Source organism: uncultured Nostoc sp. (genome assembly GCF_964245445.1).
Classification (GTDB): domain Bacteria; phylum Cyanobacteriota; class Cyanobacteriia; order Cyanobacteriales; family Nostocaceae; genus Nostoc.
The window spans coordinates 1-25475 of the sequence record NZ_CAXTNE010000095.1 but is presented as its reverse complement, the minus strand read 5'-3'; the positions used below and the strand labels follow the sequence as shown (position 1 = coordinate 25475).

At 39.9% G+C, this 25475-nt stretch carries 23 protein-coding genes and 3 tRNA genes; 7 read left to right on the top strand and 19 right to left on the bottom strand.

Features of this window, described 5'->3' with window-relative positions; all coding sequences use genetic code 11:
- The first annotated feature begins 317 nt into the window (after positions 1-317).
- The gene (locus ACFE90_RS17210; RefSeq protein WP_375502567.1) at positions 318-1277 is read left to right on the top strand and encodes a ribonuclease Z; all 960 of its coding nucleotides are present in this window, start codon (positions 318-320) and stop codon (positions 1275-1277) included.
- Positions 1278-1826: 549 nt separating this feature from the next.
- Positions 1827-4040, top strand: coding sequence for a GumC family protein (locus ACFE90_RS17205; protein ID WP_375502565.1), 2214 nt, complete (start codon positions 1827-1829; stop codon positions 4038-4040).
- Between the two features lie 110 nt (positions 4041-4150).
- Here the strand turns inward: ACFE90_RS17205 and ACFE90_RS17200 are convergent, their stop codons facing one another.
- The 3 genes from ACFE90_RS17200 to ACFE90_RS17190 all read right to left on the bottom strand — a co-directional run bounded on the left by ACFE90_RS17200 (position 4151) and on the right by ACFE90_RS17190 (position 4946).
- Positions 4151-4273 carry a hypothetical protein gene (locus ACFE90_RS17200; RefSeq protein WP_375502563.1) on the bottom strand — a complete coding sequence of 41 codons (123 nt, stop codon included), beginning with the start codon at positions 4271-4273 and terminating at the stop codon, positions 4151-4153.
- Between the two features lie 9 nt (positions 4274-4282).
- Entirely contained in the window at positions 4283-4654 is a 372-nt protein-coding gene (locus ACFE90_RS17195) for a hypothetical protein (RefSeq protein ID WP_375502561.1), read from the bottom strand.
- A gap of 64 nt (positions 4655-4718) precedes the next feature.
- On the bottom strand, positions 4719-4946 hold the full coding sequence (locus tag ACFE90_RS17190; RefSeq protein WP_375502559.1) for a hypothetical protein: 228 nt from the start codon (positions 4944-4946) through the stop codon (positions 4719-4721).
- Between the two features lie 344 nt (positions 4947-5290).
- Here ACFE90_RS17190 and ACFE90_RS17185 point away from each other — a divergent pair, with 344 nt between their 5' ends.
- Entirely contained in the window at positions 5291-6436 is a 1146-nt protein-coding gene (locus ACFE90_RS17185; RefSeq protein WP_375502557.1) for a SpoIID/LytB domain-containing protein, read from the top strand.
- An 87-nt stretch (positions 6437-6523) separates the two neighbouring features.
- Here ACFE90_RS17185 and ACFE90_RS17180 read toward each other — a convergent pair whose 3' ends face one another.
- Positions 6524-7819 carry a hypothetical protein gene (locus tag ACFE90_RS17180; RefSeq protein WP_375502555.1) on the bottom strand — a complete coding sequence of 432 codons (1296 nt, stop codon included), beginning with the start codon at positions 7817-7819 and terminating at the stop codon, positions 6524-6526.
- Positions 7820-8036: 217 nt separating this feature from the next.
- On the opposite strand from ACFE90_RS17180, the gene ACFE90_RS17175 reads away from it, so the two are divergent.
- A complete protein-coding gene (locus tag ACFE90_RS17175) occupies positions 8037-8516 on the top strand; it encodes a hypothetical protein (RefSeq protein WP_375502553.1) in 480 nt (159 codons plus the stop codon).
- Between the two features lie 89 nt (positions 8517-8605).
- Here ACFE90_RS17175 and ACFE90_RS17170 read toward each other — a convergent pair.
- From ACFE90_RS17170 to murA, 11 genes are all read right to left on the bottom strand, one after another.
- Positions 8606-8677, bottom strand: a tRNA-Gln gene (locus ACFE90_RS17170).
- A gap of 679 nt (positions 8678-9356) precedes the next feature.
- Positions 9357-10202, bottom strand: a complete 846-nt coding sequence (locus ACFE90_RS17165) for an FAD-binding protein (protein ID WP_375502551.1) — start codon at positions 10200-10202, stop codon at positions 9357-9359.
- Between the two features lie 143 nt (positions 10203-10345).
- Positions 10346-11461 carry a polysaccharide pyruvyl transferase family protein gene (locus tag ACFE90_RS17160; protein WP_375502549.1) on the bottom strand — a complete coding sequence of 372 codons (1116 nt, stop codon included), beginning with the start codon at positions 11459-11461 and terminating at the stop codon, positions 10346-10348.
- Positions 11462-11632: 171 nt separating this feature from the next.
- Positions 11633-13114 (bottom strand): lipopolysaccharide biosynthesis protein, encoded by a 1482-nt coding sequence (locus ACFE90_RS17155; RefSeq protein ID WP_375502547.1) that lies wholly within the window; start codon positions 13112-13114, stop codon positions 11633-11635.
- A gap of 468 nt (positions 13115-13582) precedes the next feature.
- On the bottom strand, positions 13583-14380 hold the full coding sequence (locus ACFE90_RS17150; protein ID WP_375502545.1) for a WecB/TagA/CpsF family glycosyltransferase: 798 nt from the start codon (positions 14378-14380) through the stop codon (positions 13583-13585).
- A 582-nt stretch (positions 14381-14962) separates the two neighbouring features.
- The gene (locus ACFE90_RS17145) at positions 14963-15244 is read right to left on the bottom strand and encodes a hypothetical protein (RefSeq protein WP_375502543.1); all 282 of its coding nucleotides are present in this window, start codon (positions 15242-15244) and stop codon (positions 14963-14965) included.
- A gap of 31 nt (positions 15245-15275) precedes the next feature.
- Positions 15276-15359: transfer RNA gene (locus tag ACFE90_RS17140), tRNA-Leu, on the bottom strand.
- Positions 15360-15467: 108 nt separating this feature from the next.
- Positions 15468-16592, bottom strand: coding sequence for an alpha-hydroxy acid oxidase (locus ACFE90_RS17135; protein ID WP_375502541.1), 1125 nt, complete (start codon positions 16590-16592; stop codon positions 15468-15470).
- A gap of 250 nt (positions 16593-16842) precedes the next feature.
- On the bottom strand, positions 16843-17760 hold the full coding sequence (locus ACFE90_RS17130; RefSeq protein WP_375502539.1) for a hypothetical protein: 918 nt from the start codon (positions 17758-17760) through the stop codon (positions 16843-16845).
- Between the two features lie 177 nt (positions 17761-17937).
- The gene (locus ACFE90_RS17125; RefSeq protein WP_375502537.1) at positions 17938-18816 is read right to left on the bottom strand and encodes a M48 family metallopeptidase; all 879 of its coding nucleotides are present in this window, start codon (positions 18814-18816) and stop codon (positions 17938-17940) included.
- A gap of 345 nt (positions 18817-19161) precedes the next feature.
- Positions 19162-20529, bottom strand: coding sequence for a UDP-N-acetylglucosamine 1-carboxyvinyltransferase (gene murA, locus ACFE90_RS17120; RefSeq protein WP_375502569.1), 1368 nt, complete (start codon positions 20527-20529; stop codon positions 19162-19164).
- 392 nt (positions 20530-20921) lie between these two features.
- Here murA and ACFE90_RS17115 point away from each other — a divergent pair.
- Both ACFE90_RS17115 and ACFE90_RS17110 read left to right on the top strand, forming a co-directional pair.
- Positions 20922-21003 (top strand) — tRNA-Leu (locus ACFE90_RS17115).
- 79 nt (positions 21004-21082) lie between these two features.
- Positions 21083-21880 carry a TrmH family RNA methyltransferase gene (locus tag ACFE90_RS17110; RefSeq protein ID WP_375502535.1) on the top strand — a complete coding sequence of 266 codons (798 nt, stop codon included), beginning with the start codon at positions 21083-21085 and terminating at the stop codon, positions 21878-21880.
- Positions 21881-21890: 10 nt separating this feature from the next.
- On the opposite strand, the gene ACFE90_RS17105 is transcribed toward ACFE90_RS17110, so the two are convergent.
- The 4 genes from ACFE90_RS17105 to ACFE90_RS17090 form a co-directional block, all read right to left on the bottom strand.
- Positions 21891-22148, bottom strand: coding sequence for a hypothetical protein (locus ACFE90_RS17105; protein ID WP_375502533.1), 258 nt, complete (start codon positions 22146-22148; stop codon positions 21891-21893).
- Positions 22149-22334: 186 nt separating this feature from the next.
- Complete coding sequence (locus tag ACFE90_RS17100) at positions 22335-22760, bottom strand: acyl-CoA thioesterase (RefSeq protein WP_375502531.1); 426 nt, start codon at positions 22758-22760, stop codon at positions 22335-22337.
- A 75-nt stretch (positions 22761-22835) separates the two neighbouring features.
- Entirely contained in the window at positions 22836-24239 is a 1404-nt protein-coding gene (locus tag ACFE90_RS17095) for a tyrosine phenol-lyase (protein ID WP_375502529.1), read from the bottom strand.
- A gap of 92 nt (positions 24240-24331) precedes the next feature.
- Positions 24332-24571, bottom strand: a complete 240-nt coding sequence (locus ACFE90_RS17090) for a hypothetical protein (RefSeq protein WP_375502527.1) — start codon at positions 24569-24571, stop codon at positions 24332-24334.
- A gap of 649 nt (positions 24572-25220) precedes the next feature.
- Here ACFE90_RS17090 and ACFE90_RS17085 point away from each other — a divergent pair.
- Positions 25221-25472, top strand: a complete 252-nt coding sequence (locus ACFE90_RS17085) for a hypothetical protein (protein WP_375502525.1) — start codon at positions 25221-25223, stop codon at positions 25470-25472.
- Positions 25473-25475 lie beyond the last annotated feature (3 nt).

The following is a 25475-nucleotide window of genomic DNA, read 5'->3' as shown; positions in this document are numbered from 1 at the left end:
TCTTTATACTAACAAAAAGCCTTCTCATCACAATGAGGAGGCTTTTGTTTTTCCTAAAAAGGATTAGGATAGAAATGCTATCCGTAAAAGAATTAAACAATTAACTAATGGGATTAGTTGTGTGGATAATTATCTAGTGATAGCGTCTTCGCGGTTCAATAAATTATGCTTGTTAGAGAATTTTTGTGTAAGCCTTATAATCTTTATTGGGTGTTGGGTTTAAAAAGCGACTTCCTCTCAAAAGTATTTTGCTTATTAAGCGTGTCACTATAGAAAATAGAGCAGCAAATTGTAGCAATAGGAAGATTAAAGAACCTGTGCAGATAACATTCTTAGGTACAAGTTCCGGTGTACCCACGCGATTGCGCAATGTTTCGAGTGTCGCCCTGAGATTACCTCAAAGGGCAGAACTGTGGTTATTTGACTGTGGCGAAGGCACCCAGCATCAAATTATCCGGAGTGAACTGAAAATTAGCCAACTCTCGCGAATTTTTATCACTCACATGCACGGCGACCACATCTTTGGCTTGATGGGACTTCTTGCTACTTGCGGCTTGGCTGGCAATGTGGAACGGATTGATATATATGGCCCACCTGGATTAAATGATTACATTCAAGCCGCCTCCCGTTACTCCTACACACACTTTTCCTATCCCATTAAAGTCCATGCCATCCGTCCAGGGGTAATTTATGAAGACGATGACTTCACCGTTAGCTGCGGTAATTTGCATCATCGCATTACAGCTTTCGGCTACCGCGTAGCCGAAAAAGACCGAGCAGGACGCTTTGATATTGAAAAAGCCAAGGCGTTGCAAATTCCTCCTGGTCGGGTTTATGGTCAACTTAAGCGCGGTGAAACAGTGACGCTTACGGACGGACGGGTGATTGATGGCACTCAATTATGCGGTCCTACAGAAATTGGTCGAAAAATTGCCTATTGTACGGACACAATTTATTGTGATGGTGCAGTGGAATTGGCAAAAGATGCAGATGTATTAATTCACGAAGCAACCTTTGCTCATCAAGATGCAGACATGGCTTTTCAGCGGTTACATTCCACAACTACAATGGCAGCGCAAACAGCTTTAGCTGCTGGGGCACATCGACTGATTATGAGCCATTTCAGTCCCCGCTATGCTCCTGGCAATACCTTGGAATTGAAGGATCTTCTTCAGGAAGCCCGTGCTATTTTTCCCCGTACTGACATGGCTTATGATTTCATGATTCATGAAGTACCCAGGCGGCGGGAAGTAGATTTAACCAAGGTAAGCGTTTAAATTTTTGATTTTAGATTTCCTATTGAACCCTTCTAATCTAGAATTAACCAGGCTCTATCTTGGAGTTTAGTAGTCTAATTTATAACGTCTAGCAAATAGACAGCAGTTTGCCTTGAGGAGTAAGTCAAATAGTTACCTAATAATTTACGTTTCACTAAGTGTATCAATAATCTACAACTACTATGAGTTAGATATTTTTATCAATGTATTTCTTATATTACAAGTTATTAAAATAACTTTAATAGGATAGTACTATTGTAGATCAGAGAATTTTATACTTAAGAAAAATAATTAATTTTTCGTCAAGATTTTTATTCCTTAAATAAAATATTTATTAAAAATTTATTCTTCCAACACTGATTAAGAATTTCTATGCATGAATTGATGAACATGAAAGCGCCAATTGGCATAATATTGTGCCAAGTGAGCTTGTCATTATTGGAAGAATAATTAAGTATGCTATTACAGCTACAGGTATAAAAAAACATTCCACATTTTTCATAAATCTTCCAAATAAATATAGTGTTTCGATATTAGAGGAGTTTGATAGTGGCTAAGACTAGTCTGAATCAAGAGCAACAGATTACTACTTCAGCACAAGGCGCAGTTGACATCAGACAAATATCTACTATTTTGCTTCGCCGACGTTTGCTGATATTGGGGGTTTCCTGTGTAGTTATGTCAACTGCTAGCTTCCTAGCTTTCATTGCCAAACCTACTTACCAGAGCAATATGCGGATATTGGTGAATTCCAATTTATCTGAAAGCACACAGTCAAATAATATTCCAGAAAGCGTAGACACCAAGGTTACTGAACCAAATTCTCAAGTTGTTGATTCCACTACTCAGATGAAACTTATGCTGAGTTCTAAGTTGCTTCAGAAAGCCGTAGATTTACTTCATTCTGATTATCCTGATATTACCTTAAAGGATATCAATGGTCAAATAGAACAGAACAAAAAAGCACCTCTAGAAGTGACTCCAGAAGAGGGAGGTATAGGAGTTAATAAAGTTTTTAGTCAATTATTTAAGGTTTCCTTCAATAATGACGATCCAGTCAAAACGCAAAGAGTACTTCAAGCTCTACAAAAAGTCTATCAAAACTATAATAAAGAGCAACAAAAAGAACGTCTCAATCAAGGACTGGCTTTTGTAAATGCTCGCCTACCTGAAATAAAAAAAGAGGTGAGTAAAGCTGAGAAAAATTTGGAACAGTTTCGCAATAAACATAAATTACTCGATCCCGAAGTCCAAAGTAAAATCCTGCTAGAATCTCTAGCTGATATTCAAAAACAGCTACAAAGTACTCGTGCCCACCTTCAAGATGTAAATGTTCGCTACGAGAATCTAGAGCAACAAATAGCCTCCTCGTCTCAGCAGAATGCACTGATTTCTTCTCGTTTAAATCAGTCAAGTCGTTACCAAACACTATTGAGTGAAATTCAAAAAACTGAACTAGCGTTAGCTAAGGAGCGGCTGCGCTATACAGACGATTACCCATCGGTACAGAAACTAAAGCAGCAACGCCAAAGTCAACTGTCGCTATTACGACAAGAGGTGAAAACTATTACTACTAGCAGTAAGGGAGAACCGCTTTTAAAAGAGCAAATGCTAGGGGTTGAGCCAAAGCTAGTAGACGAGTTAATTTTGCTACAGACAACTGTCTTAGGACTAACTGCTAATGAAAAGAATCTAGCCGAGTCAGAACAGCGACTTCGCTCTGAGTTAAACAAATACCCAAGCTTAATAGCAGAGTATAACCGTCTGCTGCCAAAGGTGGAAACTAGTCGTAAAACCCTTGAACAATTACTTCAAGCGCAACAGTCTTTAGGTTTGAAAATTGCTCAGGAAGGATATAGCTGGCAAGTTTTGGCAGAACCTGCTCTGGGTACTTATATGGGGAGCAACAGATTATTATTTTTGGTTGGAGGGGCAGTAATTGGGCCGATTCTAGGTATCTTAGCAGCCCTGATTTTGGAAAAGTTTAATGACGCTATTTATTGTGTTGGAGATTTAAAGAAACTGACCAATCTACGTGTATTGGGGTCAGTACCAAAACTACCGTCATGTAATGTCAAAAAGCGGCGGCTGGCCCTGCCTTGGAATGGGCGACGAAACTCAGATTACTCTATAGTAGAAGCCAGTACTAGATTACCTGTCCATGAAACCCTGGACATGATCTACCAAAATATTCAAATATTAAAATATCCCTTACCTTTCAAGTCATTAATGTTGACTTCAGCACTACCAGGGGAAGGGAAGACAACTTTAGTATTAGGGCTTGTAGCTAGCGCTACCCGAATGCATCGACGGGTATTAGTTATTGATACTAATTTACATAATCCTAGCCTGCACAAAATCTTGGAACTATCCAATGAATGGGGACTATCTCTGTTATTACTTGATGAGACGACAACTCATTTTCAAGATTACATCCAGCCTATTCACCCCTGCATTGATATTTTGACTGCTGGACCTGAAGCAGAAGACACGGTGAAGTTGCTCAGTTCTCAACGGATGAAAGAACTAATTGAGTTGTTTGAGCAAAGTTATGACCTAGTATTGATAGATGCTCCACCTATTTTAGGTACAGTTGATGCCAGAATTGTGGCAGCTTTTTGCAATGGGATCGTAATGGTAGAGCGCATGGGGAAAGTGACCCAAACTGAACTGATTCAAGCAACAGAAATTTTGAGTAAATTGAATTTAATTGGAATTATCGCTAATGAAGTGAGCAATTCTAAAAATTTATTGGCATCGTAGGCTGAAGAAGACGCGGGGAAATTAGTCCTCGCGTCCTCTTTTAGAGAATGCCTACACCCCACATTCCGCACCGTGAAGTGTAACAATCAGTAATTACTGAAATAGAAAAGTCAAACAAGAATAAAATCAGACAGATACACCCCTGCCTCTTCTTCAATGCGATCGCCTAAATAGGGTTTTCTCCCCGATAATTCCCCTTTAAAAATGGTGTTGGCACTGAGGTCTTCAGACATACCCAAAATTTAGGCCCAGTAAGTTTGAATGCCTGCACGGTTATTGGCAAAGAAGCGAATAACATACCCAGTGATGATGTGCCACATTGTTGCTGCACTGCGGTCAAAGTGGTTGTTGGTAATGTAATCTGGCAGAAATTGCGATCGCGGATGACTGTTGGAGTAAGTGGAATTACTCAACTCCTGCTTTGGCAGGATGTACATATTGTCAATATCTAAACAGGAGAGGAAGGTAATCGCACCATCTACATCTTTGCCATCCTTATCCTTGTATCCCAGAATGGCAAATACCCCGCGTGTATTCATATTCAGGACGATTTCAAGATGGGGTTCGAGTAACTTCTGAATGGGATTGTTGATGACGTTGCGATAAAACGCCATTGCGTACTAATCAATATTTAAGTGGGTGCGGGCTAAGTGCGATCGCGTTTCATGGTAGATAAATTCAGTATAACGGAATAGTTTCTTCGCCCATTCCCAGTCTTGATCGCCAGGGCGTTAAGTTTGAAGTTGGGTTTCGCCGTAGGGGTGTATTCGATAGAGTGGGGGTAAGTTGTTGCTCTTCCAGACAGAAGCGAGCCTCAATCAATTTGGGCAAAATGCCGTGGGGATCAATTTTTTGAATGGCACTGAAGTCGTAGCGAATCACGTCCTGCCAAGGCTGGTTTTCCATTCGCTTGAGTTGACTGGGGTTGAAGCCATTGACACATTGACAGGTGTAAGTTTGAGAAAAAAGGTTAAAGGTTGTCAGTTACATTACTGCTGACAACAGTTGCTCAAGGGTAAAATCACTAACTCCTTTAGCGAATTTTAAGTTTTGAATTGAAGATTCAAAATTTAAATCAGGTCTGAGGGCAAGCAAATTTATTTGTGGAACAAAATTACCCTATAGCTAAAGCAAAATGCATAATTAGTAGGAGGTGGCAACCTCCTGCGTTGGAGAACTGTCTCATCTTAAAGTAGTAGACGCCATAGTTCGGAGCGTCAATTAGATACTAATGTGATTAGATGATCAGCATGAAATTCCAACTTTACTTAGGCTTTTTATTTTCCCAGATTAAAGTACGTCATTGGTGGGTAAGTGTCTTCTTGTGGATTGCTTTGGTTGCCCCAGTTCAAGCGTCTGTAATTCTGCGTGTGGCAATTGAGAGGGGCGTTAATCAGGTAAAAGTGGGCAGTTCCACCACTGGAATCGTCAAGGATAGTACCGGCCAAACTCTCGGACAGTTACCAGCGATGAGTGCATATTATGCCCAAGCTATTCCTGGCGGAGTTGCTTTAGATAAGTGGCAGTCTGGTTTATTTTGGATTGAGCCAACAGGTAAAGGATTCGTTTATATTGGCGATCGCTGGTATCGGGGTAGAACTCTGGTTGTCCCCACAGACAAAGGCTTAACGGCTGTTAACTGGGTTGATGATCAAGAGTATCTCTACAGTGTTCTTGGTGGCGAAATGGATGCTAGCTGGCCCCAAGAAGCTTTAAAAGCCCAGGCGATCGCAGCTCGCACCTATGCCCTCTACGAGCGAGAAAAACAACGAAGTAATCCCGTTTACGATTTAGGCAATACCCCCGATCGCTGGCAAATTTACAAAGGCGTTATCAGTGAAGCTCCTGCGACTTACAAAGCAGTTGATGAAACAGCAGGACAGGTATTAACTTACAAAAACCGGATTATTCTCTCAGTTTTCCACGCTTGTTCTGGGGGGCATACCGAAAATGTTGAAGATGTTTGGGGAAGCAGCGAACCTTACCTACGTGCTGTTCAAGATTACGATCAAAATATCCGCGAGTGTAATTGGGTGAAAACCTTCTCGCCCAGTGAGATTAGCGCTAAATTCCCTGAAGTTGGCAGTGTGACGGCAATGATTCCAGAAACATTCTCGCCTTTTGGCAGTGTTAAAGTCTTGAAAATTGTCGGTAACAAAAGTACGAAGGTGTTACAGGGCGAGGAAGTGCGGACAGCCCTCAAGTTAAAAAGTACCCGTTTTAGCGTCACTAAGGGAGGCGATGGTAGTTTTATACTTCAAGGGCTTGGCTTCGGTCATGGTTTGGGCATGAGTCAATGGGGGGCGTACAATCTGGCTCGGCAGGGAGTAAACCACTTGCAAATTTTGGGACATTATTATCAAGGTGTAGCCTTAACACCAATTCAGGCGAAATAATCGGGGATTAGGGATTGGGGATTGGGTATTAGGCATGGGGTATTGATTATTTCCCTTGTCACCTTGTCTCCCCTACCCGTCTGCTTCCTATTCTCCACTCCCGCGTTCCAAGCGTTTTTGCCATTCAGCGTCAATTTTTGCGGAACGCTCAACTTCTTGGTCAAGTAAGTCAGTTTCGCTAGAATACACTAAATCTTCCTTGCTAATAACTTTTTCTTTGGCAAATTGTTGAGCATAGTCGATTTTTTGTTGCAAAGGTGCATCAGGACTTGCCAATAGCCTTGATCTGGAAAGGCGATCGCGATTGCGATCGCCTATTTTGCGATTACGCCACTGAATCCAGAAATAACGCAATAACGGTATACCTAAGAAACCTGCTCCATAAACCAATAGCAGCCAATAAATTCCTTGCATAAAAGCTACCAGTCCACCTAATTGGACGGTAACAGTGCCATCTTTCAACAAACTTCCCAGTACTAAGGCAAGAACAAAATTTAATACGCCCAACCCAGCACTGAGCATAATTTGCCCTGAACTTGCAGCACTAAAACGCCAAGGAAATTCTTCCAAGTGATCTGATATTGCATAACGGGGCTTTTTAACTGCACTCACCTGCAACTCTGGGAAATAATAAACAATTTGCCCTTCTGGGCTTACCCCTGGTTGCCCATTAAATCGCGTCAGAACAGCCAACATATAATCTTCGTACTCTCTTGTATATCCCTCGCCAATATCATCCAAATATGGGACAATTTGTTCCGCTACCACTGCACCACGGTTATTCCGAATAACCGTAGCAATTTCTTGCCACCGACGTTCTTCTAAGTTGGTGTTAGGATTACCATCGCCAAACAAAAACGAAAACACAGCTTCAAAGAAATTCAGATTGCTTTCTTCTCGCCTCTCACGTCGTCGTTCCTGATAGTGCGTATCATAATTTGGGCTAAGATACCAGAATAAATTTGGAAAATAGAACCCCCCACCGCCGAAACTAGTGCCCCGATTGTCTCCGTTACGGTCTGAATTGGTAGAAGTAATGATAATGTAAATGGTAATAGTTATCAGGGCGATGGAAACAGTTAAGAAAATTCCAAAAGAAATGCGAATCAGGTAAAACAGAACACTCCAGACTTTTTTCCACCATTCTTGCAATCGTAACCGGAAGTATTTATTACGCAAAATTGCTCGAAAGTTTTGTGGAAAAAGATAAACTATATCACCTGAATCTGCTACTTGCAAATGTCCCCCAGCATCAGATGCTAAGGCTAACAAGCTTTGATTAGCTTCAGCGACATTCAATCCTGCCTGGATTGCCACATCACCAACAGTGACACGGTAGCCCAGTTTTTCCACAGCTTGCATGATGGTGGGACTAGGAGCCATTGCTCTCCCCTCCTATTGAAACTTAATTGCCTTTCTTAAGTATAAAGTTTTATTTGAAGCGACTTGGCAGGAGCAGGGATGAAGCAGGAATTATTAAATATAGAAAATACATAAATTAGGCAAACCGACAAGTATGTTTACCAATAAATAAACGGACACACAGTATGTTATAATTGTTTGCCTCAGCTTGGTTAACCAGCAAATTTTCTGCTCAAATATGGTTCAGTATACTCTCGCTCAAAGCCCAGAAATTATCCTTACTGTTTCTGGAAAAGATTCGGCAAAAGCCCGTGATAAAGCAATGGATCAGCTGATGGAACTGATGGATTCAGGAAAGCTACCCACGGAACTAGAAGAAGGATTTGGCCCTCAACAATTAATTGAGGTTAAAGAGTCAACTATTGATACTGCTAGCGGTGAGGATACCATTACACAAGCTGTCCAGGTTCTAAGTAACCTGGCTACACTCAAGCTGAAAGTTCAAGAATCACGAGATGAAGCTTTGGAAATTCGCAAAGCGGTTGATGTTCTGTTCACCGACGAATCGGTGACAGAAGAGGAAATTACTCGACTCAAGGAAGGTTTTAAAGTTCTCAAAAATTTTGCCCAAGCTAATGTGCGTTACCAAGAAGCGCGATTTAAAGCAGAACAGGCTCGGCAGACTCTGGATCAAGCTCTCAAATCGCCTGATAAGTAACATTTACAGGCTTAGATGCATTGAGATGCATCTTAAAAATTTAATTAAACACTTCACAAGACAGGCTGTTATGCCTGTCTTTTGGTTTACTGGGGCGCTAGGATTCGAACCTAGGGATGGCGGGACCAAAACCCGCTGCCTTACCACTTGGCTACGCCCCAACAACTTTACTCTACTTAATATAACAGTTAGACCTAGGTTATTGTCAAGTACTTTTATAGTTAATTTCAGACAAAGGGTTTTTAAAGTAGAAAATTGATTGATTTAAATTCCTACACTTCAAGTTAAGTTTACGCAAACAGGCAAAGGCAGAAAGTTTAACGAGCATGATACCTGTAATGCCTTCGCATCTACATCTGCTTCTGGTCTGTTTAAGTATGAATGGCTTTGGCAGATAATCAGAGTATATCCTTATACTAAAAATAATAAATCGGAGAGGCAGGGAAGGTTATTGAGGAAAGAAAGAGGGTTATTGTTCAGAAATTCTTTTCTTTCCCTGCCTGCCTCAACCCAAAAATTCCTTAACCGAACGGTATTAATAGTCATCTTGATAGAGGAATTGAGTAATTTAATTTTTTGATTTCTCTTATCTTATCCAGGGCTTGTTGCTAAAGTGCCATTAGCTGCTAATATATTTGCTTCAGGAACATATTTAGCTTTGCTTCAAAAGGTAAACCAGTTACTCCATCCTCTACAATTTATACGATGTTACCTAATCTGGACATCAGTACAGCTAGACCACAGGCAAAAGCTTCAGCGATAGTTAAAGTTATATCTGTAACTTAATTTTCGCAAAAAACTCAAACTTTAGGCATTATGTAGTATTTTGGCAGCAACTAATTAATCAATGGTAATTAGTTCAAGAGCAATTTTTTGTCGAGTTATAAAATGCAAAATTTTAGCTATTTTAATCAGCATAATTATTGAATAGCTACTTTGTGATTTAGCGAGTATCCAGTTACTAGTTTTAGCTGAAAACATAGATTTACCTATAGATAGACCTTTGAGCTTTTCAAGTATTGCATAGTTAGCAGCTTTAAATACCGAGCCGCAGTTAGGTGCTGTATTATCTTGATGTTCTTTTGCCCAAATTTGCCTTGAAGTTAGAGGATTTTCGGTAAATTCTGTTGGTTCAAACTTGAAAATTGCACTCAATATCAGTTTTGAGTGTATACCAGTAAACATAGTTTCTCGATAATCTCGTACAATTTGACTATTTTCAAGTGTTTTTATACATCCATCCTCAAAGAAGGTTACACTTTCAACAAAGTCATATATTGTACATCCATGTTGTCTTCCTCTACCAGCGTTCATTGCTAATGCACCACCAATAGTTGCTGGTACAGATGCAAGATAATAGAAAGAATTCATGGAGTTTTGATAACAATACTTTAATACTTCCATCACTGAAGCAGAAGAAGATACTTCAAGTCTGTTATTAGGTAAAGGATTTGTGTACTTAGGTAGTTTATTTTTCAGTATCAATGATTGGATATTTTTTTTAACAAACAGCGTGTTAGAGCCATTTCCAATTATATAAATCTTTACTTTGTTTTCTTTGGCCCAATTACAGTATTCCTGAAGGTCATCTACACTATTGATCTCTCCTACTCGCTCAAAGTAATGTTGTGTTCTATAGTGCGAAAGACTGTTTGATGTTAAAGACTCAATCTTTAAATTAGACATCTTAATTCTTTCTACTCCTTTTAGATTTTAGATAAAGATAAACAGTTGGCTTGCCATTTAGCAAACACAGTACACTCATAAAATACCCTATTTTATAAACATTAGTTATTCTTTATTTCTGCTTTCATTAAACATTATTTTTCCTATTGATCGCTCCCTTGTAAAATAGCTTCAATTAAATGCTTTTTTGATTCCATAATTTTTGATTCTAATATTGTAGATACTGATTCATAGTTAATATCAAATATTTCCTTGCTGAATAATTGAGGTTTTAATTTCTCCGAAAATATACGGTTGGTTAAGCCAAAATCATTAAGCAAATCTCTTACCTTATTCGATTTATCACTAGGAAGAAATACCGTAAAAGGTTTATTAAAAATAATAGAAAATACAGTGCCGTGGAAAGTATTAGTTACAATATAAGAAGCTTCACTATGTAATCCAATCCACTCTTTTGGACTAGCACTTTCTAAATTTATTTGTGCTAGCGGTTCATCTCTACCGACTGAAACTATAATTAAATTTTGCTCTTCTGCCAGGAATTTGATAAACTCTTCTTCCTGTGGTTGTATGTCAGCTTGAATATATAATAGAAGATATTTATTCGTCATTTTTGGCGATTTTTTAAGCGTATCATACTTAATTAAAAAAGTAGGATCTAAAACTTTTATCGCTTTTTTATTACATTCATTAGCAATAATTTCTAAACTATTAGAATCACGAACTAAAATAGTTTGAAACTGATTAATTAATGTATATATTTCTTTTTGATAAGACCCTAATTTTGTTGTATTACCAAAACTTGCTGCATAACTTATCTTACGAGTAGTTTTATAGCTAACAAAATCTAAAAAGAAAGAAGAATTATATCCTCTAAAGGAATCTATACACCATATTTGGTCACTGCCACATATTACTACATCATATTTATCCTGATAGTATTTCAAGCCTTTTTTATCATAAAATTTTTTATTGCTTAACTTAACATGAGAAAGCAGGAAACGTCTCATCTTCCAATATCTTGAAATATAAATCAAAGATTTTTCATTAATCCGAATTTTCTTAGTTTGACTAGTGCTAGATTTTACCCTTTTGATCGGAAGTAAAGCTCTGAAATACATCCATGCTATTTTAAGAGGCCGATAGTCTATTATTTCAACATCATAGCCTTGACTGTTAAGAAAACTCCAAAGAGCACAAGCCTGGAGTGTTGCTCCGTAATTGTCTACATGGTGAAAAGTTAGAATTCCGATTTTCATCTTTGCTCCCTTTGATAAACTGATAAACTATGAATTTTGTCTTAACTAATTAGTTTTATTAGATTAGATAGATTTGATTTTTTCGTTAACCTATCATAGCTTGATGTATATTAAATTAATTCATCAATATATATTTATATTGAAATTCGCTATTATTCCTACGTAACAAAGTTATACTTTTGTTTTAATTTTGATATTCAAACTTTCTCCTAATTCAAGTACCTGTCTGAAAAGCTTGGGCGATATTACTGAAAGAGTAAGAATATAAATAGAGATTCCGAATATCCCTGAAATAGTTAGTAACATCCATGCTTCAAGAAATTTTCCTAATAAATATTTAGTAGTTAATATAGTTACAATCATTGATCCAGAAGCTACTAAAGGTACTATATATAAACGCAGATAGTTATTTAAATTTATCTTAACAAGTTTATTAATAGCTAATAACGAAATAGGTAATATGAGGTAACCACGAACTACATAAGCAGAAGCAACCGCTACAATACCTAATTTTACTACCAGAGCAAAACCAATGACATTAGTAACTGTATTTATCACTTGTATCCATAGCCTCCACGAAGGTTTGCCTAGCGCCAGAATTACAGAATTGTTATAAAAGAAAATTAGATGAACAGGGCCAATAAGAGATAGTATTTGCAATACTGGAATGCTCTGAATCCACTGCTCACCAAAAAATACTTTTATAAATTCAGTTGCTAATGCTGGTACACAAAGAAATATTGGAAAGGCAATGAGACTTGTGAACTGAGTAGCAGTATAGAAAGCGTTTAGTAATCGTTCTGGTTCTGCCTGTAACCTAGAAAAAATGGGTAGTGCAACTTTAGTTGTAGTACTGATTAAAACCTGCATCATTACTAGCAGCAATTTATAGGCAACCGAGTAATAACCTAATGCAACTAGTCCTAGATAGTAGCCAATTAATAAGTCATCGGCTCGGCGATTGAAAAAGTTAATTATGTTAAACGCAGATATATTAATTCCAAAGCTAAAAAGTTCTTTAACATGTATGTTAGAAAATTGGAATCCTGGTCGCCAATCGCTAACTCGCCACAAGACTATAACCTGTATAAAACTACCTGATAATTGTTGACCTACGAGACTCCAAACGCCAAAACCTAAAAAAGCCATCCAAATGCCAACTATTCCACCTATCATCACTGCCAATAGTGAGCGAATTGCTAAACTTTTGAAGGCAAACTTACGTTCAAGAACCGCTTGCTGCACGCTGCTCAATCCATTAAATATAAAGCTTATAGATAAGCATTGAATGATTGGTACTAACTGCGGCTGTTTAAAGAAATCAGCTGCTAATCCAGCGCCAGCAACACTTAATACAGTTAAAAGTATACTGATTCCTAAAGTTGTCCAGAATGCAGTGTCTAAATGCTCTGAATCTATCTCTTGACGTTGGATAATTGCTACAGAGAATCCTTGATCAACAAAAATTTGTACAAATTCAATAAATATAGATGCTAAAGCAATTAAACCAAAAGTTTCTGGATTAAGTAAACGAGCTAAAATAAAGAAAACAACTAAAGAGACTAGTTGGCGTCCCCAACTTTCTATAACAGTCCAAATTACACTTTTAACAGCTTTTTGTCGTAAGTTTGATGAATCTTTAGGTGATTCCATTACATAATTTACCGATGAAAGAACCTAGAGTATATAGCTTTGATATTGCTAGCTATGAGCATCTGAATTATTTATTTTCACGCCAATCAACTACACCTTATTTGATTTAGGTTTTAGTTATAATCAAAATTTTTTACTCGGAAAATAACATAAAAACTGCGTAAGGCAATGATTATCGTGAAGAAAATATTTTTGAGCTTAAGTAATTCTTCATAGAAGAGTTTACCACAATCTTCTTGTAAATTGGCAGCAATTCAAGAAACTATTAGCATAAAATTTACTGATGATCCAGCCTATTGAATTTTTATATAAAACGCCCTGTTACTGATACTTTCTGGTTTTAAGTGGTATCTAAGTTTGCTAATCAGTGGTTAAGACAACATAAAATTTTTGATTTTTTGGTTACTGAGTTGATATGTGTCTCAATAATGTTGTGTTCCACAGAATACATATTCTCTTTGCTTTTTCTTAATCCCCAGTCTCGTGAAGGAAGACTGCTGCAATACGACTTGATGATAGTAGTTGCTTCGTAGCTAGCCATATAAATAGTGGAATAGTTTTAGCATAGCGGCCGCAAAGTCGGCGTGGTTCTTGAATCCATCGATACAGCCATTCAAGCCCTAAGTCTCGAACTATGCGGGGTGCCCGCTTGTGAATTCCTGCATAAACTGGGAAAACTCCACCCAGTCCAATCATTACAGCTTGTATCTTACCCTTATGTTGAGCTATCCAATTTTCTTGCTTAGGACATCCCAGAGATACTAATACGGCGCTAGCACCACTAGAGTTAATCTTTTGAACCAAAGCTTCGTCTTCAGTTTCAGTCAGAGGGCGAAAGGGTAGAGGTTCCATCGCCGCAATATTCATCTGCGGAAATTCCTGTTCTAACCTTTTTCGCATCCGAGAAAGAACTTCTGTTTGGGAACCTACAAAGAAAATACTAAGATTTTGTGTTTGAATTAGGTGACACAATGCTAAGAAAATATCCATTCCTGCCACACGGTCTTGATGAAGCACTCCCATCTTTCGCATCATCCATACTAGAGGCATACCATCAGGAGTAACTATGTCTGCATTTCGTAATACGCTAGCAAACGCTGGATTCCAATGAGCTTCAATGAGCATGTGTACATTGGCTACATATACAGTTTTACTTTCACGTCTCCTCGCCCACTTCAGCATTGTTTGTACTTGATCGTCAAAGCGTAAAGCAGTAATGGGAAAATCCAGTACTTTTTTAGTAGGTAGAAGCACTCTTGCCACCATCAATAACTCCTGTGTCTAAGAAAAAAATCCATAGATTACCTAGACCATTCCGAATATTCAATAATTCAGATGAAATGACTCCTGACTTTTTGTAGCCTTGTGTGATCGTTGGAAGTTAACACATGGAGATACAATTGCTTTCTTAGTATACTTTTGACTTAACCGTTAATGTTAGAATTTTTTTACTACTGTGTCCTAGTTTACTGTTTTAAGCTAGGGATTTCAGACGCTGCTTGACAAAATTCATACTTCCTTCATAATTAATTTTTGGTTTGTTCATGCAAGCATTACAATTGTGATAAACTCCTATAACAATACGTAGTACTTTATACTTGCCTTAACTACATAAGGTGCAATACCAGACACTCAGCTTGCCGATTTTGATACGTAAATATGCGCTTAAGAGGTCTAATTCAAATTAGTATCTTTTAAAGAATGGCTAATAGTTTTTTATTATGACTTTCCAAATTTATTACAAATTTAATTTAGGGACTGACAAATAAAAAATATTCAATTATTTTTATTTATTGTGGGGTGGACGACACGATCGCCATATAAACTGGGCGGGCTTATCGGACCACCCTACAAGATTGGATAATTTATTTCTTGGAGTTCCCTTAGTCTATATATTGAAACATCCCTAAATTTTATTTTTTTCTGAAATAAAAGCCCAAAAAATAAGGGGAAGATAAATTTATCTTCCCCTGCTCTATTGTTTTTGTTATTCTCTGGGTTGTTAGCTTCTTTGAGTCTTTGTCGTAACATTTGCCTTTGTTTTTTAAGTTGCCTCTTTCTTGCAGAACCGCCTCTACCTTTGTCATTCCTGCCTTCTTTACGGGGAGACTCCCATCTTTTCAGCTGCATAACTTTTTTATCTCTCGTACTTGTTTGGTAGTGGGCAGGAGGAGAATCGAACTCCTATGACCGCAAGGCCGCCACATTTTGAGTGTGGTGCGTCTACCAATTTCGCCACCCGCCCATATATCCAACCTTAACTAGTATACTGTGATTAAGTGATTTTGTAACAAGTTTGAAAATTTATTTTCAAAGTTTTGCTGGAATAATTTAGGTTTAAGAATTTTTTGGCTTACAGGCGTGGCAGGATCAATAAACTAGGGTCAATATCCTGTAGTTTGGCGCAGCCGCTAAGTGCCATTCCCAGATTTAACTCATCTTGTAGCAGTGATATGACATGAGATACACCAACTTGTCCTGCTACTGCTAGTCCCCATAAAATGGGTCGTCCGATCAGTACTGCTTTTGCTCCTAATGCCAGAGCTTTGAGAATGTCTGTGCCCCTACGGATGCCTCCATCTAACAGTACTTCCACTTTACCATCCACTGCTGCTGCTATTTCAGCTAGAGCGTCTAAAGAAGCGATCGCACCATCGAGTTGTCTGCCACCATGATTGGAAACAACAATTGCTTTGGCTCCATATTCTACAGCCCGAACAGCATCATCTCCCCGTAAAATTCCTTTGATGACTAAAGGTAGTGGAGATAAAGACTGCAACCATTCCAAATCGTCCCAAGTTACTGCTGGGTTTAGCTGTTGGGCAAAATAGGTAAATAATCCAGATTCACCTTTTTCATGGGAAATATCTAGCCCTGATATTGTGGCGAGATTAGCCAGATGTAAGTCTGAGGGTAGGGCAAACTCGTTACGTCTATCTCTTTCTCGCTGTCCGAGAACAGGTGCATCTACAGTTAGACAAAGTGCTTTGTAGCCTGCTTTATAGGCTTTTTCTACCAAAGCACGAGTTAATCCCCGATCTTTATGGATGTAAAGCTGGAACCATCGCAGAGAATCTGGAAAATTATCAGATGCACTTGCCACTTCTTCAATGCTCTTTGTGGCCATTGTACTTAACACCATGCCCACTCCAGCTGATGCCGCAGCTAGAGCCGTGGCGATTTCTCCATCAGGATGAGCTAGACATTGAAAAGCCATCGGCGCAATTAACAAAGGTAGTTGCAGGGGTTGTCCTAAAATGGAGGTAGTAAGATTGCGATCGCTAACATTGACTAATACACGAGGTCGTAGTTTGACTCGCTCAAAGGCAGCACGATTATCCCGTAGTGTGATTTCATCCCAAGCACCACTACTATAATAGTCAAGCGTCATTTGAGAGAGATGCTCTTTTGCAAGTTTTTCGTACTCAAACAGATTTATAGGTTGAAGAAAACGATGGTCGCTGGGTACAACTGTCATGGTAGAGGCTGTGGGTTAAGCAATGGGATGTTTTTTAATCCGATTGTCCGATTGAAGAAGCTTAAGGAATAATAATTAAATAACATACAATTTATGTCCGACAGCTTACCTCACCCTCAATCCCTCTCCGATATATTCGAGAGGGAAGCTAGATAATTGATAAAGTTTTGCATTTTATTTAATTCACGTTCCTAAGTAATCATCGATTTCTTAGTAAAGGTGGAAAACCAGTATCTCCGACTGAGTTCTTCTAAAGGAACCTATTTAATAATTCTTCTTTAGATAGTTGCAGCAATAAAGGAGTAAATTCCTCTGGAGATAATGCCAATAAAGCTTCAGTAATTCCTCTTAGTTCTGCATCTAAAGAACCAAAGCGAACTCGTAACAAATTTTCTATAACATTACGACGTTCTGCTTGAATTCCTTCTTGAATTCCTTCTTGAATTCCTTCTTGAATTCCTTCTTGTTTAACTTCTGCTAATTTTTGCTCGTAAATAGGTGATAAGCGCATAATTAAATCTCTATCCTCCTCATCTATATTTTGATTGAATTCTAAGGTAGTCTTTAAATTCAATAATAAATCAATTGCTTTGGAACGTAAGGGATTATTTTGGGGAAGTGCTTCTAGTTCGTCTATTGCTTGTTGCTGGACTCTTCCCTTACCTAAAATTCTCAACCATAGTGTTTCTTCTGTACACGGTAGTTGGTGAATTACCACAATTGCTGTTCTAAAATAATCGCCTAAAAAATTTACTCCTCTTCCCCAATTTTTTTCATCTAGGTTAGTTCTAAAACCATCTAATATAGATTCAGAAGCCGTGGGTGATAAAATCCACAAACGTGGTAATTCTGATTCTACAAGTCTAGTTTTATCACCTTTAGCTTGACGTTTAAATTCAGAAAAGATATCAAATAACTTATTCATGCAACTACGGATCTCCGCAATTGTAGCTGCATTTCTAAATGGTTCAACTAATGCAGGTTCAGCCGCAAATTTTCCTAACAGCCCTAATTCTATTGTATTTGTCGATTGGGGTAAAGGTACAAAATAAACATCAATCTCTCGGATTTGGGCTGGAACTTTCCGACTTGTTTCCACTTCTCCCAATGCTTGTAACAATTCTTTAAGATAGTCTTTGGCGAATTGGTCGTAAGGAAACCTGGTCATTAGCTGATTTTTTGGCTGTACCAGTATTTTACATCACAGTGAATCGCCCACACTTTGGCTAAAGAACTTTAGTAAGTGCGATGTCTACGACGGGCTGCGCCAACGCATGAGCGAATCATCTGGAGTATTGTAAGTTAAAACACATTTAATTTACATAACCAAATTTCATTAGTCGTTCTACCAGTTTCGCCATCCGCCTTTGGGTGCAACTTCATTACTTGTAGACTTCAGTCCATGACTTTGGATTAAAGATTGATATTCTGTACTGCTTGCCCAACGGTCAATTTCTCGCGCCCGCAGCACTGGCACTGGATGGGTTAATTGGGCTGTGCGGGCAGCTTTGACCATTTCACCTAGTTCGGTCTTGCTGATATCATCGTAAGCGCGGGCTTGGGCAACAAAGGCTTCAAGATTCAGTTGTGGCGCTAAGGTGGGGGAACCACCCGCCAGTTTCATCAATACTGACATGACAACTTTGGGGTCTTGGGTTGCTAGTAATGCGGCGCGATCGCAGGTAAACTCAGCACAGCGTACCCATTCTAAAAGCTGTGCCTGTATCGCTTGAGCAACGAAAGTTCCAACATTGGGCACAATCGCCGCAGCTAATATTAATAAATTTACAGGAGTCAAGTAAACGCTATGGTCACACTTGAGATGCCCTAACTCGTGGGCAATTACTGCCTGTATTTCCTCTGGCGTGAGGATATCAATCAGGGATGTGTGTAACACAACAAACGGCTGCTTACCTCGCACTGCAAAAGTATAGGCGTTGGGAGCCGGATGTTGCCGGACGTACAACTGGGGAGGCTCTATATCCAGGATTTTACAGGCATCTAACAACAGCCTGTATAAATCGGGCAGTTGCTTTTCACCCACCAGAATGCTGGAGGCAATATTTTCCACATAAAAAACCTGCTCTGCCATTGGTCCAAGCCAATTTCGCACCAACATATCTATGCCTGGTATTTGCTTGAGCGTTTTGGTAGCTTCCAGGTCTAATGGATGACGAAATGAGTCAGCTTTTAAACCAATTAGCGGGGTTTTAAAAAAGGACATAGTGCAGCAAGCTATAAAAAACACAACTAACTATGGAATCTGGCTGATTAAATAAACAGCCATACACAGTTAGTATAACGATTTAACTAGGCTGCCCAGGTGAAACAGGGGGAGAAAATTTTACCTTGTCTCCCTCATTTTGCTTGTTGTTGCCTCAGTCTCAACCAAGAGGCAGGGGGCAGGGGGAAATGAAGAAGCAGGGGAGCAGGGGAGACTAGGTGACAAGAGGTGAGAATTTGCAACAAGTCTTTTCCCTTGTCCTCAATTCCTCTTTCCTCAGCAAAGCGCACCCTGCCCCAATTCCTCTTTTCCATCCCCCCTGCTCCCTGCTCCCTTGCCTCTTCTTCAACTTGAAAGGCTACTGATGCTGGGAGCGATTTTTGAATCTACTGATGTTTCGCCCACGCGGAGGATTTTAGCGCCCAATTGCTGCAACTTCACATCAAGTCGATCATAGCCGCGATCAAGGTGCTGTAATCCTTGAATTGTCGTTTTTCCTTCTGCTGCCAGTCCTGCTATGACTAGGGCTGCAGATGCTCGTAAGTCTGTACCTAATACTGGTGCGCCAGACAATTTCGGTACTCCTCGAACGAAAGCAGCGTTGCCTTTAACACGAATGTCTGCCCCCAAGCGATTTAACTCTGAGGCATGACGCAAGCGATTTTCAAAGACAGATTCGTTAATCACGCTGTCGCCTTCGGCCAATGTCAGCAAAGCCATGAATGGCGCTTGCATATCTGTGGGAAAACCTGGATGATATTGAGTTTCAATATCCGTTGCCTTGAGAGTTTCTGCCGGTAGAATGCGTAAGTGTTCAGGCTTTTCCTCAATTATTTTCACTCCAATATCCCGCAGCTTGGCAATCACTGGTATAAGGTGTTCTGGAGCCACGGGCGAGAGAAGAAGTTCGGAACGGGTAATTGCCGCTGCTAGCAAAAACGTCCCGGCCTCAATGCGATCGGGAATTATACTGTAGTCAACAGAATGCAACTTGGGAACTCCTTCGATAATAATCCTGCTAGTCCCCGCGCCCTTAATCTTCGCTCCCATCGCGTTACAGAAGTTAGCTAAATCAACTACTTCCGGTTCTCTGGCAGCATTTTCGATGATCGTTTCACCCTCTGCTAGGGTAGCCGCCATCATCAAATTTTCCGTAGCTCCGACACTGGCGATGTCTAAGTAAATCTTCGCACCTTTTAATCTCCGGCTGCTGCCAGGGACGTAGGCATTACAAATGCCATGCTCAATTTGTACTTCCGCTCCCATTGCTTGCAATCCTCGAACATGCAAGTCAACTGGTCTTGCCCCAATAGCGCAACCGCCTGGTAAGGGCATCTGCGCTACTCCCAATCTTGCCAGAATGGCACCAATGGCGAAGAAACTCGCCCTCAGTTGGGTAACTAGTTCGTAGGGAGCTTTTGATGTTTTAATTTCGCTGGCGTTGATGTCTAAAATATCGCCTTGCCGCGTTAAGCTTACACCTAAAGCCGATAATACCTGACCCATCCGCTCTACATCCGCCAATAAGGGGACATTGCGGATACGACAATCGCCCGGACACAGCAAGGCTCCAGCCATGATTACCAGTGCTGCATTTTTTGCCCCGCTAATTTTCACATGACCTCGCAAACGATGCCCACCCCAAATTTGCAAGACTGAGGAGTCTGCTTCTGGAGCAATTTTGACATCTGGTAAGCTGGTAGAAGGATTGATAAGCCTACCTCCAAAAGTAATACGTATTTTATATGTTTGAAGTTGGTTTTGATTCTACAGTAAAGATTCAAATTGTCCACATTTTAGAGCAGCATATTGCATAAAAAAATTGCTTTTTTGTGAGTAGCACAGGCTGTAATTAAGCAACAGTAAGCATTTTAAGATTTTAAAAAATTACCAAAGATAAACTAACAAGTAGTAGTTTTAAGCTAAATTAAATACTCAGTAAAATAACTTAAGTGTTTTATAAAAATCAATGCTGTACAGTTTAGTTAATATTTTGATTCGACCTAATCCCCTGAAAAACTTGTTTCCAGTATGAGGCTCTTAAACGAGGGATTATGCTTTAACTTGACAAAGGTAAAAAAATACGCAATAATGGAGAATTGCCAGCGGAACTGGCGGAATTGGCAGACGCGCTAGATTCAGGTTCTAGTGCCGCAAGGCTTCCGGGTTCAAGTCCCGGGTTCCGCATACTAGCAAGTTAGGACTTAGAAGTTATGAGTTGAAAGAAAACTAAATTAACTCCTAATTCTTAACTCCTAACTTTTTAATGTTGACCAGTTTACAAAATTCCCTAGTCAAGCAAATCCGCAAACTCCACTCCACCAAGGAGCGGCACGAGCAGCAGTTATTTTTACTAGAAGGGACACACCTGTTAGAGGAAGCTTGTGCGGTAAATTACCCACTAGAAACAGTGTGTTGTACTTCAGATTGGCAAGCAGCCCACTCTTCACTCTGGGAAGAAGCTTGTAGCCGATGCGATCGCGCCGAAATTGTCAGTAAAGAAGTCTTGGATGCGATCGCTACTACAGTCCAACCGGATGGTGTGGTTGCAACGGCAAAACGAAGCGATCACCAAACTCAACTACCATTTACTGGTATAATTCTGGCTTTAGAAACAGTGCAAGATCCCGGCAACCTGGGTACGATGATCCGCGCTGCTGCTGCTGCTGGAGCATCAGGATTGTGGGTAAGTGGAGATAGTGTAGATTTAGACAGCCCCAAAGTTCTCCGGGCTTCAGCAGGGCAATGGTTTCGCCTACCAACAGCCGTAACCGAAGATTTAAAAGCTACAGTACAACAAAGTCAGCAGGCAGGAATGCAGGTAGTGGCAACCTTACCCAGCGCGACTTTAACTTATTGGGAGGTGGACTGGCGCAAACCCAGTCTGATTTTACTGGGAAATGAGGGTGCTGGATTGTCGGCAGAATTAGCAGCGATCGCAGACAAACAAGTAAAAATTCCTTTGAGTCCTGGGGTGGAATCTTTGAATGTGGCGATCGCAGCCGCTTTAATGTTGTACGAAGCTCGGCGGCAAATAAGTCAAGAGTTAGGAGTTAAAACTTAGAACTCATAACTCATAAATTTTCTTTAGTTTTTGTTATTTCTTCGAGATATTGTTCAATATCAGCAACTGCGTCCTCAAGAGCCGCTAAATCAATATCTGTCAAGTCTTGATCGAGTTCGACTTCACTGAGACTATTAGTATGCAGTTGTGCTTGGGGGATTTCTTCATCCTCAGTTGAACTTTCTTGTAAGATATCCTCCAATTGATCGAGAGATTCTTGAAATACTTGATCGGCGACACGGCGCTGTTGTGGCTGACTTTGCTCCATAATAGTGACTTGAAAATCCTGATTTACTAAGCTAATTTTGATTGCAGTTCCTACAAATTTAAATTTTGCACTTATAACATCATAGTTGTGTATTCTTGATCGTCAGCATTACCTGGGTAAAAAATCAATCATTTGTTTTTCATGAGAAGAATTAAGATTCATTACATAGCGAATAACAAACCATTTTTAGCTTGTAACACCTGGGTTTTGGATTTGCAAAAATTTGTCTAACATGACACTGGGAATTGGTCGTGGGCGCATTGTCTGTGCATCCACCCAAACCCATAGCGCCTCTGCCGTTACTAACAAATTATCTTGGTTTTGTTTACGAATTTCGTAGCATCGCAAGGCACGAGTCCCGCGCATTTCCTTCAACCAGGTAGTGATTTCTAGAGTATCGCCTGCCACTGCTGGGCGTAAATAGTCAATTTCTACCCGCCGCATCACAAATACGCCACCTACTTGCCGATATACATCCAAAGTTAAGCCCAGGTATTCTGAGTGTTCAATGGCTGCTTGTTCTAGATAATTTTGGTAGACAGCGTTATTTACATGCCCAAGGGCGTCCATTTCATAGTGTCGGACGCGTAGCAAAGTTTTGAACGGTAGCATAGTTTAGTTGGTAGTGCGGCGCTGTTTTTTACACTTCTCTATATTAGTTTTTCTATTTCAGTGCCTTTACTACATCTAAAGCAATTCAAACCTTGCTTGAAAAAAGCGAAGATATTTTGGCTCGTAAATCATTTTGAGTCCGCGTAAGCGATCGCGATTATAATAAACTTCTTCAACTGCCTCAGCAGTCAGATCCATGTGAGCTTGGGTGTAAACGCGGCGTGGAATAGTCAAACGTACTAATTCTAACTCTGGATAATAATTATCGCCTGTTTCTTTACTACGCCCTGCTGAAACTATACCCCGTTCCATTGCCCGAATACCTGCCTCTAAATACAGTTCTGCTGCTAGACGTTGTGCTGGAAATTGTTCTTGGGGGATTTGCGGTAAAAAGCGTTTGGCATCTAAATAAATTGCATGACCGCCAATGGGCACAACAATTGGAATACCCCAATCTAAAAGCTTTTGTCCAAGATACTCAACCTGTCCGACACGGGCACGAATATGATCATCTTTAACTGACTCTTCGATACCCCGCGCCATCGCTTCCATATCTCGCCCAGCCATACCACCGTAAGTATGTAGACCTTCATAAATTACTATTAGGTTACGTGCTTCCTCGTAAAAGTGATAGTCATTGAGAGCCAGCCAACCGCCGATATTAACTAGTGCATCCTTCTTGCCGCTCATAGTGCAGCCGTCGGTATAGGAGCAAAATTCATGTAAGATAGTGGCGATCGCCTGGTTAGAATAATCTTCCTCTCGCTGCTGGATAAAGTAAGCGTTTTCTACAGCGCGGGTGGCATCAAGAATAATGCGGATACCGTAGGTTTGGGCTAACTGATGTACCGCCCGCAGGTTAGCCATTGAAATCGCCTGTCCGCCAGCCATATTCACGGTTGCAGCGACACTGATATAGGGAATACGTTCTGCCCCAACTCGCTCGATTAGGTTTGTGAGCTTTTGCAAGTCTACATTACCCTTGAATGGATGCAGCGATTGGGCATCGTGGGCTTCATCAATAATCACATCTACAAAAGTGCCACCTGCCAATTCCTGATGCAACCTGGTTGTGGTGAAATACATATTGCCAGGGATGTAGTCACCTGGTTTAATTAGTATTTGCGAAAGGATGTTTTCCGCACCACGCCCTTGGTGAGTGGGCACAATATGACGATAGCCGTAATACTTCTGGATACTTGCTTCTAAGTTGTAAAAATTTTTGCTGCCGGCGTAAGCTTCATCACCCAGCATCATCCCTGCCCACTGATAATCACTCATGGCTGAAGTGCCACTGTCAGTAAGCAAATCAATGTAGACATCTTCAGAACGTAGTAGAAAAGTATTGTAACTGGCTTGGGCGATCGCCTGTTCGCGTTCAGCGCGAGTAGTAATTTTTAATGGCTCAACCACCTTGATTTTATATGGCTCTGCCCAAGAGCGACGGCGGCGCGGCGAAGTTTGCTTGGCATCGGTCATAGATTCATTGCTCCTTCATACAGGTAAGCCGGATATTTGCATACCATTTTGGTTGCTAATACTTGCTGTTGCCAACACCGTCATAAGTATTTTTAGCGCTCTTGAGGGACACACCACTGAGCTATTGCTTCAATTCGTGCTTGCTGGATTAATTCCAAAACTTGTGATTGATTACAACCATAGATAGATGCTAACAATTCTTCACCTTGTTTTTTTGCATCGTCGGCTGATGCTCCAAAGGTCATGATTTCTTCGTCTTGGTTGGCTGTAATTCTCTCAACTGGAATGATACAGATATATTGCGGTTCATTATGTCTTATTTGTTGCACCATTATTTACCTATCTTTTTACTGTTAATTGTGTCTATTTTCAAGTCTAGATAAATCACGAGTAAAAGCGAAACAGAGTCAATACTTAAGTAGTTCATGATTTTAAAATAGTAACTTTTATACCTAATTAATAAAACGTTAAGAATTCTCTCAAAATCACCAAATTTTTCAGTGTAAACAGTTACGTATGAGACAATCAAGTTAAGCATCAAAAATATCTTTTTGTAAATTTTTGTTCGTTTTTTAGGTTTCAGTAATGCGTTGAGACACATGCATTGGCATTCGCTGCATGAATTAATTTAAATCTCTGTAGGTTAATCTCTGGGATTCAGTAAATAAAGGCTGATACCTTTAAATATTAACTTTTATTTACTCAATACAGGCTTAATGCATTGAGTCAATGCAAGTTTAATAAAAATTGGAGGTTATAAAATGGCAATTCGGAATAACTTAGTTACCAATTTCTGGCAAAGAGTACAAAAAGATTCAGTTAGTTGGGGATCGTTAGCTCTTTGGATCAGTGCATTAGTTGTTATGTTAGTAATGCTTACCATGTTTTCTAACGCTTAATCTCAGCGAGTTTATTCTAGTTCCTGGGCAAGAGCCTGGGAACTAACATAGGGTAGACTTCCATCCCTAAAAAACTCAAATTATGAACTGCAAACTTCTGGCAACAGTCGTAGTGCTAGCTACTACTAGCTTTGTTACCCCTGTTAAATCTCAAGAACCTAGTACCGACACTCCAGCAAAATCGAATCAAGTTTTGAATGCTTGTGTTCAGAATCAAGCAGAAACTTTACCGAATCCCTTTACTGATGTGCCATCAGACCATTGGGCTTTCAAGGCGGTTATGACGGGAGCAACGCGATTTGGTGAGGTAGGATCAAAAACCAGCGATCGCTAAAAA

Coding starts and splice junctions, on each gene's coding strand:
- ACFE90_RS17185 (WP_375502557.1), top strand. CDS start 5,291: ATGAAATTCCAACTTTACTTAGGCTTTTTATTTTCCCAGATTAAAGTA.
- ACFE90_RS17155 (WP_375502547.1), bottom strand. CDS start 13,114: ATGGAATCACCTAAAGATTCATCAAACTTACGACAAAAAGCTGTTAAA.
- ACFE90_RS17085 (WP_375502525.1), top strand. CDS start 25,221: ATGAACTGCAAACTTCTGGCAACAGTCGTAGTGCTAGCTACTACTAGC.
- ACFE90_RS17165 (WP_375502551.1), bottom strand. CDS start 10,202: ATGTCTAATTTAAAGATTGAGTCTTTAACATCAAACAGTCTTTCGCAC.
- ACFE90_RS17130 (WP_375502539.1), bottom strand. CDS start 17,760: ATGACCAGGTTTCCTTACGACCAATTCGCCAAAGACTATCTTAAAGAA.
- ACFE90_RS17175 (WP_375502553.1), top strand. CDS start 8,037: ATGGTTCAGTATACTCTCGCTCAAAGCCCAGAAATTATCCTTACTGTT.
- ACFE90_RS17100 (WP_375502531.1), bottom strand. CDS start 22,760: ATGCTACCGTTCAAAACTTTGCTACGCGTCCGACACTATGAAATGGAC.
- ACFE90_RS17125 (WP_375502537.1), bottom strand. CDS start 18,816: ATGTCCTTTTTTAAAACCCCGCTAATTGGTTTAAAAGCTGACTCATTT.
- ACFE90_RS17090 (WP_375502527.1), bottom strand. CDS start 24,571: ATGGTGCAACAAATAAGACATAATGAACCGCAATATATCTGTATCATT.
- ACFE90_RS17105 (WP_375502533.1), bottom strand. CDS start 22,148: ATGGAGCAAAGTCAGCCACAACAGCGCCGTGTCGCCGATCAAGTATTT.
- ACFE90_RS17145 (WP_375502543.1), bottom strand. CDS start 15,244: ATGCAGCTGAAAAGATGGGAGTCTCCCCGTAAAGAAGGCAGGAATGAC.
- ACFE90_RS17190 (WP_375502559.1), bottom strand. CDS start 4,946: ATGGAAAACCAGCCTTGGCAGGACGTGATTCGCTACGACTTCAGTGCC.
- ACFE90_RS17160 (WP_375502549.1), bottom strand. CDS start 11,461: ATGAAAATCGGAATTCTAACTTTTCACCATGTAGACAATTACGGAGCA.
- ACFE90_RS17150 (WP_375502545.1), bottom strand. CDS start 14,380: ATGGTGGCAAGAGTGCTTCTACCTACTAAAAAAGTACTGGATTTTCCC.
- ACFE90_RS17200 (WP_375502563.1), bottom strand. CDS start 4,273: ATGTCTGAAGACCTCAGTGCCAACACCATTTTTAAAGGGGAATTATCG.
- ACFE90_RS17095 (WP_375502529.1), bottom strand. CDS start 24,239: ATGACCGATGCCAAGCAAACTTCGCCGCGCCGCCGTCGCTCTTGGGCA.
- ACFE90_RS17110 (WP_375502535.1), top strand. CDS start 21,083: ATGTTGACCAGTTTACAAAATTCCCTAGTCAAGCAAATCCGCAAACTC.
- ACFE90_RS17180 (WP_375502555.1), bottom strand. CDS start 7,819: ATGGCTCCTAGTCCCACCATCATGCAAGCTGTGGAAAAACTGGGCTAC.
- ACFE90_RS17135 (WP_375502541.1), bottom strand. CDS start 16,592: ATGACAGTTGTACCCAGCGACCATCGTTTTCTTCAACCTATAAATCTG.
- ACFE90_RS17195 (WP_375502561.1), bottom strand. CDS start 4,654: ATGGCGTTTTATCGCAACGTCATCAACAATCCCATTCAGAAGTTACTC.